Here is a 15444-nt window from a genome sequence, read left to right as displayed (position 1 = left end):
GAGAAGAGGGGCTCGTTTGCGAGCCAAATTCACCGAAATGAGCGTCGATTCGATTCGTTATCCAGAAAATTTGACGCGTCTTGATCTGCAAGCCGATCCGACAGTTCATTAATCAGCGTTTCCCTAGTGCGGCAAAGGCCGCGTGACGGATTGCGAAGAGGGTGAACGATTGCAGCGCGACCGATGGGCCGGTTTCTCCCTGACCTGCCTTACCTTGTCCGACTGCGGTTTCTGCGACCGCAACGAGCATTCCCCGGAGCTTGCTGAAAACAAGCCGGTAATAACGGTTATTCATTGCTTGTACCTGTGATGCTGGATGAAGCCCTGCATACTGCAACGGCGTATTCCAGTGACCTCACACGACGCCGGACCGGCATCGCACCTGACGGCGCACACCTCGCGCGCATACGGTTCATGCTGAGGCAATCGCAAACTAATTTCTGTCAACGATTGTCAGGATTCGACACTAAAACCACATTTTGCGAATTCGGAGTCGTCTGATTGTCAAAACCGGATTCGCATGAAAAGTCGGATTTGACAATCGACAAAAACTGCCTGATACGTCAGTTAATCAGCTGCAATGCTGTCCATGAAACGAAAAAGCCCGCCAATGCGGGCTCTTTCGTTTCAACGTCTCGGAGTTTATGATGCGCGCCACTAGTTGATTGGAGTTGTTCTGCATGACCGCGCAGCCGGGACCTCTGCGTCCACATCCACCGATGGATAGGCCTTTGACTATAAAAAGGCTCCGCCACAAGCGTATATTTCACCGGGAAAAACGCGCGGAGATTGCGTCGTGTTGCAAGAAGGATTATCTCCGAACGGTGGATATATCGGCTTGTGTTTATACGGACGCTAAGGAATGGCAAGAAGCGGCCCCGCGTCTGCGGGGGCCGTGCCTGCAAGGGTGAGGAACGCCACCTATCCATACCACGTCCCCCCGTCCTCCCACCCACCACCAGCACTTCAATCGCGCAACTTCACCGCCGTCATCCGCGGCATCAACAGATGAATGATGCCCAGCGCAACCAGATACGCCGACGCGCCGACCGTAAAGAGCGCCCAATACTGCCCGGTGCGCTGCAAGGTCTCGCCGATCACGCCGGAAAAGAAGAACGAACCGACCATCCCCGCCACGCCGCCGATACCGACCACCGTGCCGACCAGCCGCTTCGGAAACACGTCGCCGACGGTCGTGACGAGGTTCGCCGACCAGCCCTGGTGCGCCGCTGCCGCGAGACCAACGGCGAAGACCGCCCACCACAGGCTCTGGAAATACGACAACGTTGCGATCGGCACCACGCACAATGCACAAATGAGCATCGTGAGCTTGCGCGCGAAATTCGGCCTGTTGGTGCGGGCCATCAAACGCGACGACAGCCAGCCACCCGCCACGCTGCCGACCGATGACATCGTATAGATAGCGATCAGCGGCAGGCCCATGTTGCCGATGTCGATATGGCGCGACTCATTGAGCCACTTGGGCAGCCAGAACAGATAGAACCACCACACCGGATCGGTCAGCAGCTTGCCGAACACAAACGCCCACGTTTCGCGGTACTTGAGCACCGACAACCAGCCGACTTTCTGCTCGACGACTTCCTCGCGATCCGCATTGATGTAGTCGAGTTCTTCCTTCGACACCGACGGATGCTCCGAAGGCTGCCGATAAACCAGCAGCCACACCGCCAGCCAGATGAAACCGGTCGCGCCGCCCGCGATGAACGTCGCGCGCCAGCCCCACGTCACGGCAGCGATCGGCACGAAGGCCGGCGCCACGATGCCGCCGATCGTCGCGCCCATGTTCCAGAAGCCCGTCGCTAGCGCGCGTTCCTTCTTCGGAAACCACGTGGCGGTAGTGCGGATCGCAACCGGAAAATTGGCCGCCTCGCTGAAGCCGAGCAGACCGCGCACGGCCGCGAAGCCCGGCACGGTCGATGCCACCGCGTGGAGCATCGCCGCGAGACTCCACAGCGCCATCGCGCTGCCGTAGACCTTCTTCGTGCTGACGCGATCCGCGATGCGGCCGAAGATCGCGAGACCCACCGCATAGGCGACCGTAAACACCATCACGGTCTGCGCGTACTGCACCTGGCTCCAGCCGATATCCTTTTGCAGCAGCGGCGCGAGCAGCCCGAGCATCTGACGATCCATGTAGTTGATCGTCGTCGCGGCGAAGATCATCGCGCAGATGGTCCATCGGTATCGTCCGACGGCCGTGCGTGCGGCGGCCGTCGTGGCTTCTATCGTTTTCATTGTGTCTCCTTAAGGTTTCTGCAAATGGTGTCTATACGGTTGTTCGATGCAGTCAATGCGCGGAGGCGGGCGCTCCTTCGCGCGGGCTCATGCGGGAGAAGAACACGACCCCGGCGGCCACCACCGACATCACCGCGAGTCCAGTGAGGCCGCCCTCGATCGAGCCGGTCTTCTGTTCGAGGAAGCCGAAGGTCGCTGGCGCGACGAAGCCGCCGAGGTTGCCGATCGAGTTGATCAGCGCCAGCACCGCGGCGGAAATCCGCGCGTCGAGATAGCCCTGCGGGATCACCCAGAACAGTGACGAGGCGGCCTTGAAGCCGATCGCCGCAAAGCAGATCGCGACGAACGAAAATGCCGGGCCGCCCTGGCCGGCCGCATACATGCCGAGCGCGGCGATCAGCAGCACGCACGCGACCCACGCCTGCTGGAACTTGAAGCGCGCCGCGAGCATCGCGAACAGATACATCGCCGCGATCGAGATCAGCCACGGAATCGAGTTGTACAGGCCGACCTGGAAATCGTTGAAATGGCCCATCTTGCGGATGATGCTGGGCAGCCAGAAGGTCGCGCCGTAGATGGTCAGCGATACCGCGAAGTAGATCAGGCAAAAGATCAGGATTTGCGGATCGCGCAGCAGCGCGCCTATCGATGGCTTGACCGGGTGCGCGGCGGCGCGCAGGCGTTGCTCTTCGTCGACCGCATCGAGCAAGGCGTCCTGCTCGGCGCGGGTGAGCCAGGCGGCGTCGCGCGGCTTCGAGTCGAGCCACAGCAGGATGAAGCCCGCGAGCACGACCGAGAACATGCCTTCGATGATGAACATCCACTGCCAGCCGCGCAGCCCCGCGCCTTCGATCAGCATCAGCCCGCCGGAGATCGGCCCGGACAGTACCGACGCGAGCGCCGAGCCGCTCAGGAAGATCGCCATCGCCTTGCCGCGCTCGTTGCTCGGCAGCCATTGCGTGAAGTAGTAGATGACGCCGGGAAAGAAGCCCGCTTCGGCCGCGCCGAGCAGGAGCCGCATCACATAGAACGACGTCTCGCCGCGCACGAACGCCATGCCGGCCGCGGCCAGCCCCCACGTGAGCATGATGCGCGCGAGCCACAGCTTCGCGCCGTAGCGCTGCAGCAGGATGTTCGACGGCACTTCGAAGATCGCGTAGCTGATGAAGAAGAGCCCCGCGCCGAGCCCATAGGCCGCCGCCCCGATGCCCAGATCGGCGCTCAGATGCTGGCGCACGAAGCCGATGTTCACGCGGTCGATGTAGTTGACGATGAACATCACGACGAACAGCGGCAGCACGCGCCATTTGATCTTGCGCACCGCGCTCGCCAGCGCGCCGGCGCGCTCGGGCCGCGCCGTGTCGGCAATCGGGCTACTCATGGGGTTGTCTCCTTCGATGGCGACGCGCGTTGCGCGTCGCAGGGCTCGTAGGCGCGGATTGGAAGCGGGAGTTAAAAGCGCGGATTCTTGCCGGTGAAGCCCGGCTCGTACTTGCGCATCTGCGAGAGGTCATCGCGATTGCGCACGCCGCACGACAGATACTGCGCATGCAGTTCGGCGAGCCGCTCGCGGTCGAGCTCGACGCCGATGCCCGGCGTGGTGGGCACGCGCACCGAGCCGTCGTCGAACGTCACGCGGCCGCCCTTGATGACTTCTTCCTCCTGCCACGGGTAATGCGTGTCGCACGCATAGGTCAGGTTGGGGATGCTTGCCGCGACGTGCGTCATCGCCATCAGGCTGATGCCGAGGTGCGAGTTCGAGTGCATCGACATGCCGAGATCCCACAGCTTGCACATGCGCGCGAGCGTCTGCGTCGCGCGCAGGCCGCCCCAGTAGTGGTGATCCGACAGCAGGACCTTGACCGAACCCATCTCGGCGCCGCGCCGGAAATCTTCCATCGTCGTGATGACCATGTTGGTCGCGAGCGGCAGGCGCGTGTGCTTCGCCAGTTCGGCCATTCCTTCGAGACCCGGGCACGGGTCTTCGTAGTACTCGAGCAGCTCGTCGAGTTCCGGTGCCGCCGCGATGCTCGTTTCGAGCGTCCAGTTGGCGTTCGGGTCGAGGCGCAGCGGCACGCCGGGGAACGCCTGATGCAGCGCGCGCATGCACGCGATTTCGTGTGCCGGTTCGAACACGCCGCCCTTCAGCTTGATGCTCTGGAAGCCATACAGCTCGATCATTCGACGCGCCTGCGCGACGATCTGCCCGGGGCTCAGGCCTTCGCCCCAGGCATCGGGCGCATAGGGCTTGTCGACGTGCTCGGCGTATTTGAAGAACAGATAGGCGCTGTAGGGCACGGCGTCGCGCACCTTGCCGCCGAGCAGGTCGACGACCGGCGCGCCGACGATCTGCCCTTGCAGATCGAGCATCGCGACTTCGAGCGTGCTGATGACTTTCGGCGCGTTCTTCGCCGAGTGCGAACCGGGCGCGAGTTCGAATTCGACCGCGCCCGGGCTCGCCTTGATCGACGCTCGCACGCGCTCTTCCATGCGATTGAGGTCGAACGGCGACAGGCCGGTCACCAGCGACTTCGCCTGTTCGAGCACGCGCAGCATCGGTTCGTCGCCATAAGTCTCGGAGATGCCGACGCGGCCGTCGCTCGTCTCCAGCTCGACGATGGCGCGCAGCGCCCAAGGTTCGTGGATTCCGGCGGCGTTGAGCAGCGGGCCGTCGCGGAAGGCGATCGGGGTGATGCGCACCTGCGTGATGGTGATGTCGCGAGTCATGATGGCAATCGGCATAAGAAGAGTTTGATGGGACGGATGGTAAAGCACTAATGTATTAGTGCGTTACTGGGGTAAGTACCATATGCACTGTTCGCGGAATTCCGCTCGCAAGCCCGCTGGAAGGGGCGGGCGTCGGCTATAGTACTAGTGCCTCAGCGGACCGCCATGCCGGGTCACGCCTGCTTCCATGCTTCAGTTTCTGCCATGAAAAACCACGCTCATTCGTCGACGGTAACCCGGCTCGACCGCTCCCGCCACGCCGCGCCGCAAGTATTCGAACGACTGCGCGAAATGATCCTTTCCCTCGAACTCACGCCGGGTACGGTGCTGTCGCGCACCGAGCTGGCGAACCGCTACGGGCTCAGCCAGACGCCCGTGCGCGACGCGCTGATGAAGCTCGGCGAGGAAGGTCTCGTCGACATCTATCCGCAGCACGCGACGGTCGTCAGTCAGATCAACGTGACGTCCGCGCTGCAGGCGCATTTCCTGCGCCGCTCGATTGAACTCGAAGTGGTGCGCACGCTTGCGGAGCAGCGCGACGCCACGCTGATCGCTGAACTGCGCCTGACGATCGCGCGGCAAACGGAAGTGCTCGACCTGAAGAACTACGAGCAGTTCTCGCTGCTCGATCAGGCGTTTCATCGGCAGATGTACGAGGCGGCCGGCGTGCCGCAGCTATGGGATCTGGTGCGTAGGTTGAGCGGCCATATCGACCGGCTGCGGCGCCTGAATCTGCCGGTGGAGGGCAAGACGATAGCGGTCGTGCGCGATCACACCGAGATCGTCGATGCGATCGACAAAGGCGATGTCGAGGCGGCGCAGGCAGCGCTACGCAAGCATCTGTCGGGGACGCTGAGTCAGATCGATCAGATCCGCACAAGTCATCCGAATTTTTTGGCGGACGAGTGAGCGTTCGCTGATTCGCTGGCTACGGCTGGTTCACGGTCATTCTGAATGGACCGCCGTTCGCCGCCGCGTGGGGTACCGCTTCGTTGAGCGGATCGCAGCATCCTCGTTTTCATGTTCATCGAACCGGAAGCGCGGCGGCTGGTGGATCGCGCACGACGCGACAGCCCTAGGACCTTGGTCCGATTGACGCGACTGCCACGCGTGGCACCCTCGTACAAAGCCGGAATACTCATATTCAACCTGTCAGGGAGGTCGCCATGTTTTCATGGAGCCGGGAGTTCTCGGTCGCGGTCATGGCTGTGTCCGTGATGGCTTGCGCGGGAAGCGCCTGGGCAACCGAACAGGCTCAGCAGCGTCGCGCCGGACGTGACGTTCGCCAGGAGACACGCCAGGGTTCCCGCCACACGAAGCAGGAGTGCCGGGCCACGGACCAGAAGAGCAATTCGCAGTGCCGGCAGGACAAGCGGCAAACCAAGCAGAACGGCCGTGAGGCGGCCAGGAATATCAAGTATTGAGCGTTTGCGTTCGCGTGCGCCAGCTGGGCACTGAACCAGCGACAGCAGGGGATGGCAAACACCACGTCCACCAGATCAAGCGGGGAAGCTGATGCGAGCCTGCCGATACGTAGCGCTTTGCACCTTGCCGTTCATGATCGTCGGCTGTAACACGCCTCCGATCGCACCGGGCAAGCCGGTCGATATCCCGACTGCCCTCGAGCAGGTTCTCCAGGGGCTGTGCAATTTCCGCAAAGATCAGGCCAGCCGGAAGCAGGATCTGGGCGCTGCAATCGACTCTATCACCGTGGAACTCGACCTGACCGTCGACGGAGCGAGAAATCCCCCGGTGGCGGTGGCACCGGATATCCAGTTCATTCCCACGGTTAGCTATGGTCAGATCATGACGGCAAACAGAGGTAGCAGACTCGTGCTTACGCTGAAAAACACCGGCAGCGGTGCCCACGGCGGCGACTGCGATGTCACCGCGCCGGCCAGGTAGGGACCACTTTCGCTCGCCATAGTCTATGGCTTTGCGAATGCGGACAACTGGGCACTTGCCGCGCGTTGAACAGCGCGGCTCGCGCCAGCGTTGCACGTCAACCTTGGGCGATGCTCTCCCACGCGCCCGATTGAGCCGAGCGGAACACGGCATCGATCACCCGCATATTCGCGCGCGCATCTTCTAGCGGAATAGCCTGCGGGCCCCCACTCAGGATCGCCTCCGCGAACGTGGCGGCGGCTACGCCATATTGATCGCACACCGCAAGCTCCAGCCAGCGATCAGTCGCGACACCGTCGCTATTGTGCTCACTGATTAGCAGGCGCGTCGGTCGATCGTTTGGTGCATTGAATGGAATTTCGACTTCGATTCGCCCCTTGGTACCGTGAAATTGCATCCGCTGGTACGGATAGGTCTGAGTCGAGTAAAAGAAACTCGCCTGCACGCCATCGAAGTCCATCAGCACGGAGCCGAGCCGGTCCACTTTGAAGGTGGGATCCTGCTCCACCAGCGCAACTACGCGCCGTGGCTCACGCCCGATAGTGAAGCGCGACGTCGTGATCGGATAACAACCAATATCGAGCAGACCGCCGCCACCTAGCTCGCTCTTGTTGCGGATATTGTGTTCGTTCGTGTTGTGATAGGTGAAACCGCCGGTCACTGCCCGCAATTCGCCGATCGCGCCTTCGTCGATCAAGGTCCGCACCTTCAACCATTGCGGATGCGTGCGAACCATGAACGCTTCCTGGATGTATCGGCCGTTCTTGTCGCGCGCGGCGATCAGCCGTTCGACCTGTTGAGCGTCCAGGCTGATCGGCTTCTCACACAGGACGTGCTTGCCCGCCTCGACCGATTTGATCGTCCATTCCGCGTGGAGATGATTGGGTAATGGAATATAGACCGCGTCGATTTCCGGGTCCGCGAGGAGCGCCTCGTAACTATCGTATGCGACAGCCAGACCGTACTTGGCCGCGGCTTCGCGCGCCTTCTCCGGAGAGCGCGACGCGATGCCTTTCACCCGACACTTCGGCGCGTTGTGCATGGGCACGACCACCTTGTCGTTGATCTTTGCGGCGCCCAAAATTCCCCAGACTATTTCATCCTTTGCCATGACATCCCTTTATTCGATTGCGTATCCGATGAGTCGAGCAGGCTGAACATTCGCGTGAGTCGACAAGTCGCGTGAGTCCGCGAACGACCAGAAGCATGCGATCGTATCAGTTTAACCGTGTCGACCCGCGATACGCGGCGAACACTGCCGCGCGCTGAGCGGGCGTCAGCCGGACCAGACGATCGATCGCCAAGAGGATTTGCAATGTCGGAGCTTGCGTGGTGGCAACGCGGCGTGATCTATCAGGTCTATCCGCGCTCGTTTCAGGACAGTAACGGCGATGGCATCGGCGATCTACCCGGCATCAGCGCGCGCCTTGAATATGTCGCGGCGCTAGGCGTCGATGCGGTGTGGATCTCCCCCATCTACCCGTCGCCCATGGCCGACTTTGGCTATGACGTCGCGGACTACTGCAACGTCGATCCGATATTCGGCACTCTGGACGGGTTCCAGCAATTGATGGGCCACGCACATCGGCTTGGGCTCAAGGTGCTGCTCGATTTCGTGCCGAACCATTCGTCGAGCCGGCATCCGTGGTTCGAGGAAAGCCGCTCGTCACGGGACGATCCGAAACGGGACTGGTATCTGTGGCGCGATCCCGCGCCCGATGGCGGTCCGCCGAACAACTGGTTGAGCCGCATGGGAGGCTCGGCGTGGGAGTGGGACGAGGTGACGGGACAGTACTACTATCACGCGTTTCTGCGGGAGCAGCCTGATCTGAACTGGAGAAACCCGCAAGTACGCCGCGCGATGGATCAAGTCCTGCGATTCTGGCTGGAACGCGGCGTGGACGGCTTCCGCGTGGACGCGCTGTGGCTGTTGATCAAGGACGCGCAGTTTCGCGACAATCCGCCCAATCCCGGCTATCGGCCCGGCGAGCCCGAACATCATCGGCTCTTGCAAAGTTACACGGAGGATCAGCCGGAAGTGCATGAAATCGTCCGCTCGATGCGAGCCACCCTGGACGAGTACGGCGAGCGCGTGCTGATCGGCGAAATCTATCTGACTGTCCCGCAACTGGTGAAGTATTACGGCGTGAACGGCGAAGGTGTGCACATGCCGTTCAATTTCCAGCTCCTCAACGCGAGATGGGACGCGCAGAACATCGCCCGCATGATCCGGGATTACGACATCGCGTTGCCCGAATACGGGTGGCCGAACTGGGTGCTGGGAAACCACGACAATCCGCGCGTTGCATCGCGCGTCGGCGCGGCGCAGGCGCGGGTGGCCGCTGTGCTGCTGTTGACGCTCCGAGGGACGCCGACGCTCTACTACGGCGATGAGATCGGCATGACGGATGGCTATATTGCGTCAGATGAGATCCAGGATCCGGCGGAACTCCGGCAACCGGGCATTTACCAGGGGCGCGATCCCGAGCGCACGCCTATGCAATGGGATGGCTCGCTGCCGAATGCGGGCTTTACCGACGGCAAACCGTGGTTGCCGATTGCGACGGCGACGAGCGTGCGCGAACAGGACGGCGACATGTCGAGCATGTTGTCGCTCTATCGGCGCCTGCTGAGCCTGCGCCGCAGCAACGCCGCGCTCGTGCAGGGCACGATCGAGAACGTCGTTGCTGACGGCGACGTGCTGACCTATGAGCGGCGATACGGCAATCAACGCATTTTCATCGCGCTGAACATGGGCGTCGAAGATGCCACCGTGCAATCGCGCCCGGGCATGGTGTTGCTATCGACGGTGAGTACGCGCATCGGCGAAACCTTCGTGGAGGGCGCCAATTTGCTTGCCGCCAGCGAGGCGGTCATCGTGATTCTTACGCGAAGCTTGTGCGATGCCGTGCAGCCAATTAACGGGCCGAACGATGCAGTTCGGTAGTCGTCCCCAAGGTGCTTCAACCTCATTGGTTTCCACGAGCAATTGCGGAGTCGCCCGAGTGCGATCCGGCGGCCGCGCTCGCGCTCGAGCGTCAAAGCCGATCACGCAGCGGTCAAAGGCGCGGCGCTGGCACTCTCATCGATCGATGAAACGGTACTGCGGATGCGCGCGGCGATTCGCGCGTCGAGCGGCGTGTACGCGAGCATGCTCAGGTCTGGCCGACCATCGACGGCGAACAGCGAATACTCCATTTCGATGGTCCCGAACGCAGGATGCAGCAGGCGCTTAACGTGCTGTCCTTCGCTGTGGCCGAATACCTGGTTTTCGCGCCACATGCGTTCGAAGTCCGGGCTCGCGCGACACAGATCGTCGACCAGATCGCCCACCTCGGAAGCGAGCCCCGCGCGAGCAACGTCCGCTCGGAACGTCCCCACGACGAAGCGCGCGACACTCTCCCAATCGTGCTGTTTTGCCCGGACGGCCGGATCGCCGAACAGGAAGCGCAGGATGTTGCGCTGGCCCGGCGGCAGCGCGCTGTAGTCGGTCAGCACCACGGCTGCAGCGCGATTCCACGCGACGACGTCCCACGTCGCGGTCTTGATGATCGACGGGCTGGCATCGAGTGAATCGAGCACGCGTTGCAAGCGCGGGTCCACTGCGTCGGTGGACCGGTAGCGCACTTCCGGGGGGCGTCCGAGGCCCAGCATGAAAAGATGTTCGCGCTCGGTATTCGTCAGCATCAGCGCCGCGCAGATCCGCTCAAGCACCGCGGCGGACGGCGCGCCGCCGCGGCCCTGCTCGAGCCACGTGTACCAGGTCGAGCTGATATTCGCGCGCTGCGCCACTTCTTCCCGGCGCAATCCGGGCGTACGCCTGCGGCCCGAGAAGCCGAAGCTGGCCGGATCGAGCCGCGTGCGGCGACTACGCAGAAAGTCCCCGAGGGTTTGGGCGGTGTTCACTGGGATGATTAACCTGTTAGTCGCTTTACCGGGATAAGCTCACTACTTCAATAGCATAGTGAATGATCGCATAGTGCGTCGGTGGCTATTCTGGAGACTTGACCATGCGAATCTTTCTGACGGGCGCAACCGGGTTTATCGGCTCGGCTCTGGTGCCCGAACTTATCGAAGCCGGGCATCAGGTTGTCGGCATGACCCGGTCCGACCAGGGCGCGCAGGCTCTCAGCGCGGCCGGCGCGGAGGTCCATCGCGGCACGCTCGAAGACACCGACAGCCTGCGCAGCGGCGCCGCGAAGGCGGACGCCGTCATACACCTTGCTTTCGACCACGATTTCTCGCACTTCGTGGAGAACTGCGAGAAGGACAAGCGTGCTATCGCTGCACTGGGCTCGGCGCTGGCCGGCTCGGATCGGCCGCTTCTGATCACGTCGGGCACGGGCGTCGGCAGCCGCGATAACGGGCAGCCGGCCACCGAAGACGTGTTCAACACCAGTCACCCGAACCCGCGCATCGGCTCGGAGCTGGCCGGCAACGTGCAGCTGGGGGCGGGCGTCAACGTGTCGGTGATGCGCTTGCCGCAAGTGCATAACCCGTACCGGCAAGGCCTCATCACGCCGCTCATCCAGATCGCGCGGGACAAAGGCGCGTGCGCATATGTGGAGGAGGGACGCAACCGCTGGCCGGCGGGGCATCTGTCGGATGTCGTGCGGCTGTACCGGCTCGCGATCGAGAAGGGCGAACGCGGTGCGCGCTATCACGCGGTCGGCGAAGAAGGCGTTAGCGCCCGCGAGATCGCCGAGGCGCTCGGACACGGCCTGAAGTTGCCGGTCGTCTCGATCGCGCGCGACGAGGCGCAGGCGTACTTCGGATGGATGGCGATGTTCGCCGCGCTCGATATGCCGGCATCGAGCGCGCAGACGCAGGCGCGTTTGGGCTGGCGACCGACAGGTCCGACGCTTCTCGCGGATCTGAACGAAGCGCGCTACGTTCAGGTGTCCACGTAGCTTTCGCTGTCGCCGTCAGCCGCCGTCGCACGAGAACAAACCTAGAGCAACCATCGCCGCCATCATAGGTGTTTCATTACGCCGCTCGCCAGCTTGCGCAATTCGTCGAACTGCGTGACGAGCTGGAGGCACAGAAGAAAGGCCGGCGTCGCTGCGGGCGCCGGGTGGCGTTCGGTCCATCGCAGCACCGGCGTCGCGTAGCGCACGCGGATCGCATCCCGCGTCATCACCAATGTAATCACGATTCCCACCGCGGCGCCCACCAGCAAATCGGTCGGATAGTGAAAGCCGGGATAGGCGCGCGGAAGGCAAATGAGCGCAGTATAGAGAAGCGCCAGCACGCCGACGCGCCGCGACATGAGGAAGATGCCGGTGGCGACCGCCATCCATAGCATCGCGTGATCGCTTGGGAAGGAACTCCAGTTGGTCAGCACTGCGTCATTGATTTCGCCGCTGGCAAAGCGCAGATGCAGTTCGGTTGTAGACGGGGCGCACCCTGAATGGCAACCAGTGAGTCAGCAGTCTTCCGACTAAGAGCGCCACGATGCCGCTGACAAGCGTCGCGCGAACCATTTCTCGCCGCCATTCGCGGCACTCGTCTTGCTGAAACCACATCCACCACTGCACGGGAATGTCTCCAGCGCTGAGTCACCGCGCAGGATGCGGCGATACACTGTAGTCGGATCTTTCAAGGAGGCCGTCATGAAACTGGTCGACTGGAACATTCAGTGGGGATGCGGCGTCGACGGCCGCGTCGACCTCGGACGGATCGTGCGGGAAGCACGCGCGTTGTGCGACTTCGACGTCCTGTGTCTGCAGGAAGTCACGCGCGGCTTCAACGAAGAACCGGCGGCCGGCGGACTGAAAGGCGCGCCATCGTCCGATCAGTTCGCCGAACTTGCCGCTCTGCTGCCGGAGATGACCGTGCTCGATGCGATCGGCTCCGATCTGCCCTCGTTGGGCGCGAGCCGTCATCGGCGGCAGTTCGGCAATGCCATCGTGACCCGTTTGCCGGTTCGTCAGGTGCTGCGCCATTCTCTGCCGTGGCCCGCGGACCCCGCCAAGCCGTCGATGCTGCGCGTCGCGCTCGAAGCGGTGCTCGAAGCCGACGTCGGTCCGCTTCGTGTCATCACCACGCACCTCGAGTTCTATTCGGAGAAACAGCGGCTCGCACAAGTGGCGAGACTGCGCGAGTTGCATCAGGAGGCGTGCGCTCACGCGCGCGCTCCCGCGCGTGGCGAGAAGCCGGACAGTCCGTTTGCCGATACGGCGCGCCCGGTCAGCGCGATTGTCTGCGGAGACTTCAACAGCGCATTCGAAGACACCGCCTTTTGCCGAATGCTCGAACCGATCACCGACGCTCCGGCGTTCGTCGATGCGTGGGCCCGCGCGCACCCCGGCGAGCCGCGTGCCGCGACGGTCGGCCTATACGATCACGAGCAATGGCCCGACGGAGCATTCGCGTGCGATTTCGTTTTCGTCACTGAAGACCTGAGCGCACGCGTTGCATCGTGCGATGTCGATCAGCACAGCCGCTCGTCCGATCATCAGCCGATGTGGCTGGAACTGCGTTGAAGGGACTCGGAGTTACCGCCCCGTTATTGGCGCAGGAAAATCTGACCGCGTGATTCGGCGGGATGCTTAAGGTGCTGTTAAGGGTTGCTCTGCGATGGTTGAGCCTATGTTCAAGCCATGAGAATAGTGAGCACGTCACATGAATAGCAACCCGTCGCAAACTCGCGCGCATGCACTCAGTAAAGTCCCGCAGATCACGCTGGGCTTCTGGATCATCAAAATCGCCGCCACGACGCTTGGCGAAACGGGCGGCGATTGGGTGACCATGTCGCTCAAATTGGGTTATCTGATCGGCACCGCGATTTTTGCGGTTATTTTTATTGGGCTGGTCGCAGGGCAGATCAGGGCGCAGCGGTTCAATGCCTCGCTCTATTGGGCGACCATCGTTGCAACGACCACGCTCGGTACCACGCTGGCCGACTTCTTCGATCGTTCGGTGGGAGTCGGCTATCCGGGCGGTGTAGTCATCGTCTTCGCGCTTCTGCTTGCGAGCCTGGGCGTCTGGTACAAATCGGAAGGTACGGTGGCGGTGCAGAGCGTAACCACGCCCAAAGCCGAGTGGTTCTATTGGGTGACGATCCTCTTTTCGCAGACACTGGGTACGGCCTTGGGCGATTGGGTGGCGGGATCGGACGAAGGCGGTCTGGGGCTTGGCTATGAGTACGGCGCTTTGATCTTCGGTGGGGGGCTGCTGATCGTCGGTGCGCTTTATTACTGGTCGCGGCTGTCACGGACCGCTATATTCTGGGCGGCGTTCATCCTGACGCGTCCGCTTGGCGCGACCTTGGGGGACCTGCTCGACAAACCCATTTCTCAAGGTGGGCTCGAGATCAGCCGACTCTATGCTTCGGTGATTCTGGTTTCGTTCATGGCGCTCTGCGTGATTTTCTTACCGCAACGTCCTGCTGGGCGAGCGATGCGGTAGATGGCGCGAAGAGGCTACGAATGTTCGGGAATAGCCATTGCGTGCCCGCTTTCGCCGCGACACCGACGCGCAGAACGAGCGCGTCGACCTATCGGTAGCGCGCCCGCTCGACGTCCGTTCAATCGAGGCCGACATGAAGAATCCGTGGACGAAGAAGAACCCGTTCCTGAGCATGTGGTTAAGCGGCGCCAATACCGTCGCCAACTCAGCGCGGGTAAGAACGACAGCGGCAGCCAAACGCGCGACCTCCGCAATCTGGAGCGCCGCACTCAGCTCACCGAAGCCGAAGAAAAGCAGAAAGACACGCCGCTGAGCGGACTCGTCCGCTGTCGGGCGAATATGCCGGCTGGCGTGCGCGTCCGGACGCACGGCACATCAGGACCGGGCGTTTCTCGACTCTCGGGTGGCGCCGCGTTGTTTGCCGTGCCTGCTCCTTCGACTACGGCAGCGACGAGTTTGACGCAACCCATTGGCACAGTGCCAGTTCATCCTCGCGAAGCTCGGCCTCGGGAGTTTCGCTGCGCCCTCAAACTGGATGCGGTCCTGTCAACCCGGCCAAAACGGAAAAACGAAGGAGCGCGATAGTCGCGCTCCGTTCATTCATGGGTTACAGCAGGCAGGCTTACTTGATCGCAGTCAGGTAAGAGCCGGACAGGAAGCGTTGCGAACGCGGAATGGTCGCCGTGTAGGCCTGAATCGCGGCTGCCAGCTGCGGACGAATCAGGTTACGGTTGTAGTCGTAGATCGAATAGCCGTCGCCTTCGCCATTGCTCGGATCGCCGTTGCGCACGACATACCAGAACGCCTTTGCCACCGAACCGTTGTTCATCAGAACCTTCAACTGGTTGAATGCGGCCGTTTGTCCGGCGTCCGTACCGTTGGTGCCATTGTTGGTCTCGGTCAGCCAGATCGGCTTCGCGCCACTGCTGACGAGGTTCGACACCGTGGTCATGAATGCCTGCACCATCATGTCGTATTCGGCGCTGCCGAAGTAGGGGTGAACGTCGACGACATCGATTGTGGTGTTCAACGGGCTGGAAGCACTCTTCGTGTTGTTACCCATTGCCTTGATGTAGTCGGTCGCCTGGATCAGCTCGCTGCCCGCGGGCGGTTTCCAGCCGTTATTCGGGTACGCCGAGTTGTAGA

Annotated in this window: 15 protein-coding genes and 1 pseudogene; 8 read left to right on the top strand and 8 right to left on the bottom strand. The window is 62.2% G+C overall.

All coding sequences use genetic code 11. The features are described 5' to 3' along the window. Nucleotides 1-112: 112 nt before the first annotated feature. The 4 genes from F6X37_RS33795 to F6X37_RS33780 all read right to left on the bottom strand — a co-directional run bounded on the left by F6X37_RS33795 (nucleotide 113) and on the right by F6X37_RS33780 (nucleotide 4983). Entirely contained in the window at nucleotides 113-295 is a 183-nt protein-coding gene (locus F6X37_RS33795) for an ESPR domain-containing protein (RefSeq protein ID WP_187614328.1), read from the bottom strand. A 671-nt stretch (nucleotides 296-966) separates the two neighbouring features. Further along, the gene (locus tag F6X37_RS33790) at nucleotides 967-2256 is read right to left on the bottom strand and encodes an MFS transporter (protein WP_187614326.1); all 1290 of its coding nucleotides are present in this window, start codon (nucleotides 2254-2256) and stop codon (nucleotides 967-969) included. A gap of 52 nt (nucleotides 2257-2308) precedes the next feature. Beyond that, nucleotides 2309-3637 carry an MFS transporter gene (locus F6X37_RS33785; RefSeq protein WP_187614324.1) on the bottom strand — a complete coding sequence of 443 codons (1329 nt, stop codon included), beginning with the start codon at nucleotides 3635-3637 and terminating at the stop codon, nucleotides 2309-2311. Nucleotides 3638-3708: 71 nt separating this feature from the next. Further along, nucleotides 3709-4983 carry a glucarate dehydratase family protein gene (locus F6X37_RS33780; protein ID WP_187614322.1) on the bottom strand — a complete coding sequence of 425 codons (1275 nt, stop codon included), beginning with the start codon at nucleotides 4981-4983 and terminating at the stop codon, nucleotides 3709-3711. 204 nt (nucleotides 4984-5187) lie between these two features. On the opposite strand from F6X37_RS33780, the gene F6X37_RS33775 reads away from it, so the two are divergent. From F6X37_RS33775 to F6X37_RS33765, 3 genes are all read left to right on the top strand, one after another. Continuing rightward, nucleotides 5188-5892 carry a GntR family transcriptional regulator gene (locus F6X37_RS33775; RefSeq protein WP_184059055.1) on the top strand — a complete coding sequence of 235 codons (705 nt, stop codon included), beginning with the start codon at nucleotides 5188-5190 and terminating at the stop codon, nucleotides 5890-5892. 257 nt (nucleotides 5893-6149) lie between these two features. Then, on the top strand, nucleotides 6150-6407 hold the full coding sequence (locus F6X37_RS33770; RefSeq protein WP_187614321.1) for a hypothetical protein: 258 nt from the start codon (nucleotides 6150-6152) through the stop codon (nucleotides 6405-6407). A 133-nt stretch (nucleotides 6408-6540) separates the two neighbouring features. Next, complete coding sequence (locus tag F6X37_RS33765; RefSeq protein WP_090811698.1) at nucleotides 6541-6888, top strand: hypothetical protein; 348 nt, start codon at nucleotides 6541-6543, stop codon at nucleotides 6886-6888. Nucleotides 6889-6985: 97 nt separating this feature from the next. On the opposite strand, the gene F6X37_RS33760 is transcribed toward F6X37_RS33765, so the two are convergent. After that, nucleotides 6986-7999, bottom strand: a complete 1014-nt coding sequence (locus F6X37_RS33760) for a Gfo/Idh/MocA family protein (protein ID WP_187614319.1) — start codon at nucleotides 7997-7999, stop codon at nucleotides 6986-6988. Between the two features lie 204 nt (nucleotides 8000-8203). On the opposite strand from F6X37_RS33760, the gene F6X37_RS33755 reads away from it, so the two are divergent. Then, a complete protein-coding gene (locus F6X37_RS33755) occupies nucleotides 8204-9835 on the top strand; it encodes an alpha-amylase family glycosyl hydrolase (protein ID WP_187614318.1) in 1632 nt (543 codons plus the stop codon). A 101-nt stretch (nucleotides 9836-9936) separates the two neighbouring features. Here the strand turns inward: F6X37_RS33755 and F6X37_RS33750 are convergent, their stop codons facing one another. Further along, nucleotides 9937-10794 (bottom strand): helix-turn-helix transcriptional regulator, encoded by an 858-nt coding sequence (locus tag F6X37_RS33750; protein ID WP_187614316.1) that lies wholly within the window; start codon nucleotides 10792-10794, stop codon nucleotides 9937-9939. A gap of 104 nt (nucleotides 10795-10898) precedes the next feature. Between F6X37_RS33750 and F6X37_RS33745 the strand changes: the two genes are divergently transcribed. Then, a complete protein-coding gene (locus tag F6X37_RS33745; protein WP_187614314.1) occupies nucleotides 10899-11798 on the top strand; it encodes an SDR family oxidoreductase in 900 nt (299 codons plus the stop codon). A 62-nt stretch (nucleotides 11799-11860) separates the two neighbouring features. Here the strand turns inward: F6X37_RS33745 and F6X37_RS33740 are convergent. Continuing rightward, nucleotides 11861-12431: pseudogene (locus F6X37_RS33740) on the bottom strand (phosphatase PAP2 family protein); the annotation flags it as partial. Between the two features lie 69 nt (nucleotides 12432-12500). Here F6X37_RS33740 and F6X37_RS33735 point away from each other — a divergent pair. From F6X37_RS33735 to F6X37_RS33725, 3 genes are all read left to right on the top strand, one after another. Further along, nucleotides 12501-13373, top strand: coding sequence for an endonuclease/exonuclease/phosphatase family protein (locus F6X37_RS33735; RefSeq protein ID WP_187614312.1), 873 nt, complete (start codon nucleotides 12501-12503; stop codon nucleotides 13371-13373). Nucleotides 13374-13512: 139 nt separating this feature from the next. Further along, entirely contained in the window at nucleotides 13513-14298 is a 786-nt protein-coding gene (locus F6X37_RS33730) for a hypothetical protein (protein ID WP_187614311.1), read from the top strand. A 37-nt stretch (nucleotides 14299-14335) separates the two neighbouring features. Then, nucleotides 14336-14611: a hypothetical protein gene (locus tag F6X37_RS33725; RefSeq protein WP_316252024.1), complete on the top strand. Its 276-nt coding sequence runs from the start codon at nucleotides 14336-14338 to the stop codon at nucleotides 14609-14611. A 309-nt stretch (nucleotides 14612-14920) separates the two neighbouring features. Here F6X37_RS33725 and F6X37_RS33720 read toward each other — a convergent pair. After that, nucleotides 14921-15444 (bottom strand): glycosyl hydrolase (locus tag F6X37_RS33720; RefSeq protein ID WP_221307745.1); only part of this gene is annotated, 524 nt, incomplete at its 5' end.

Source organism: Paraburkholderia sp. 31.1 (assembly GCF_014397645.1).
In the GTDB taxonomy this organism is placed as follows: Bacteria; Pseudomonadota; Gammaproteobacteria; order Burkholderiales; family Burkholderiaceae; genus Paraburkholderia; species Paraburkholderia tuberum.
This window is presented reverse-complemented; position numbering and strand designations above follow the sequence as displayed.

What these genes read in the sequence shown, in the direction of transcription:
- F6X37_RS33795 (WP_187614328.1), bottom strand. Translation starts at nt 295, where the DNA reads ATGAATAACCGTTATTACCGGCTTGTTTTCAGCAAGCTCCGGGGAATG.
- F6X37_RS33790 (WP_187614326.1), bottom strand. Translation starts at nt 2,256, where the DNA reads ATGAAAACGATAGAAGCCACGACGGCCGCCGCACGCACGGCCGTCGGA.
- F6X37_RS33785 (WP_187614324.1), bottom strand. Translation starts at nt 3,637, where the DNA reads ATGAGTAGCCCGATTGCCGACACGGCGCGGCCCGAGCGCGCCGGCGCG.
- F6X37_RS33780 (WP_187614322.1), bottom strand. Translation starts at nt 4,983, where the DNA reads ATGACTCGCGACATCACCATCACGCAGGTGCGCATCACCCCGATCGCC.
- F6X37_RS33775 (WP_184059055.1), top strand. Translation starts at nt 5,188, where the DNA reads ATGAAAAACCACGCTCATTCGTCGACGGTAACCCGGCTCGACCGCTCC.
- F6X37_RS33770 (WP_187614321.1), top strand. Translation starts at nt 6,150, where the DNA reads ATGTTTTCATGGAGCCGGGAGTTCTCGGTCGCGGTCATGGCTGTGTCC.
- F6X37_RS33765 (WP_090811698.1), top strand. Translation starts at nt 6,541, where the DNA reads ATGATCGTCGGCTGTAACACGCCTCCGATCGCACCGGGCAAGCCGGTC.
- F6X37_RS33760 (WP_187614319.1), bottom strand. Translation starts at nt 7,999, where the DNA reads ATGGCAAAGGATGAAATAGTCTGGGGAATTTTGGGCGCCGCAAAGATC.
- F6X37_RS33755 (WP_187614318.1), top strand. Translation starts at nt 8,204, where the DNA reads ATGTCGGAGCTTGCGTGGTGGCAACGCGGCGTGATCTATCAGGTCTAT.
- F6X37_RS33745 (WP_187614314.1), top strand. Translation starts at nt 10,899, where the DNA reads ATGCGAATCTTTCTGACGGGCGCAACCGGGTTTATCGGCTCGGCTCTG.
- F6X37_RS33735 (WP_187614312.1), top strand. Translation starts at nt 12,501, where the DNA reads ATGAAACTGGTCGACTGGAACATTCAGTGGGGATGCGGCGTCGACGGC.
- F6X37_RS33730 (WP_187614311.1), top strand. Translation starts at nt 13,513, where the DNA reads ATGAATAGCAACCCGTCGCAAACTCGCGCGCATGCACTCAGTAAAGTC.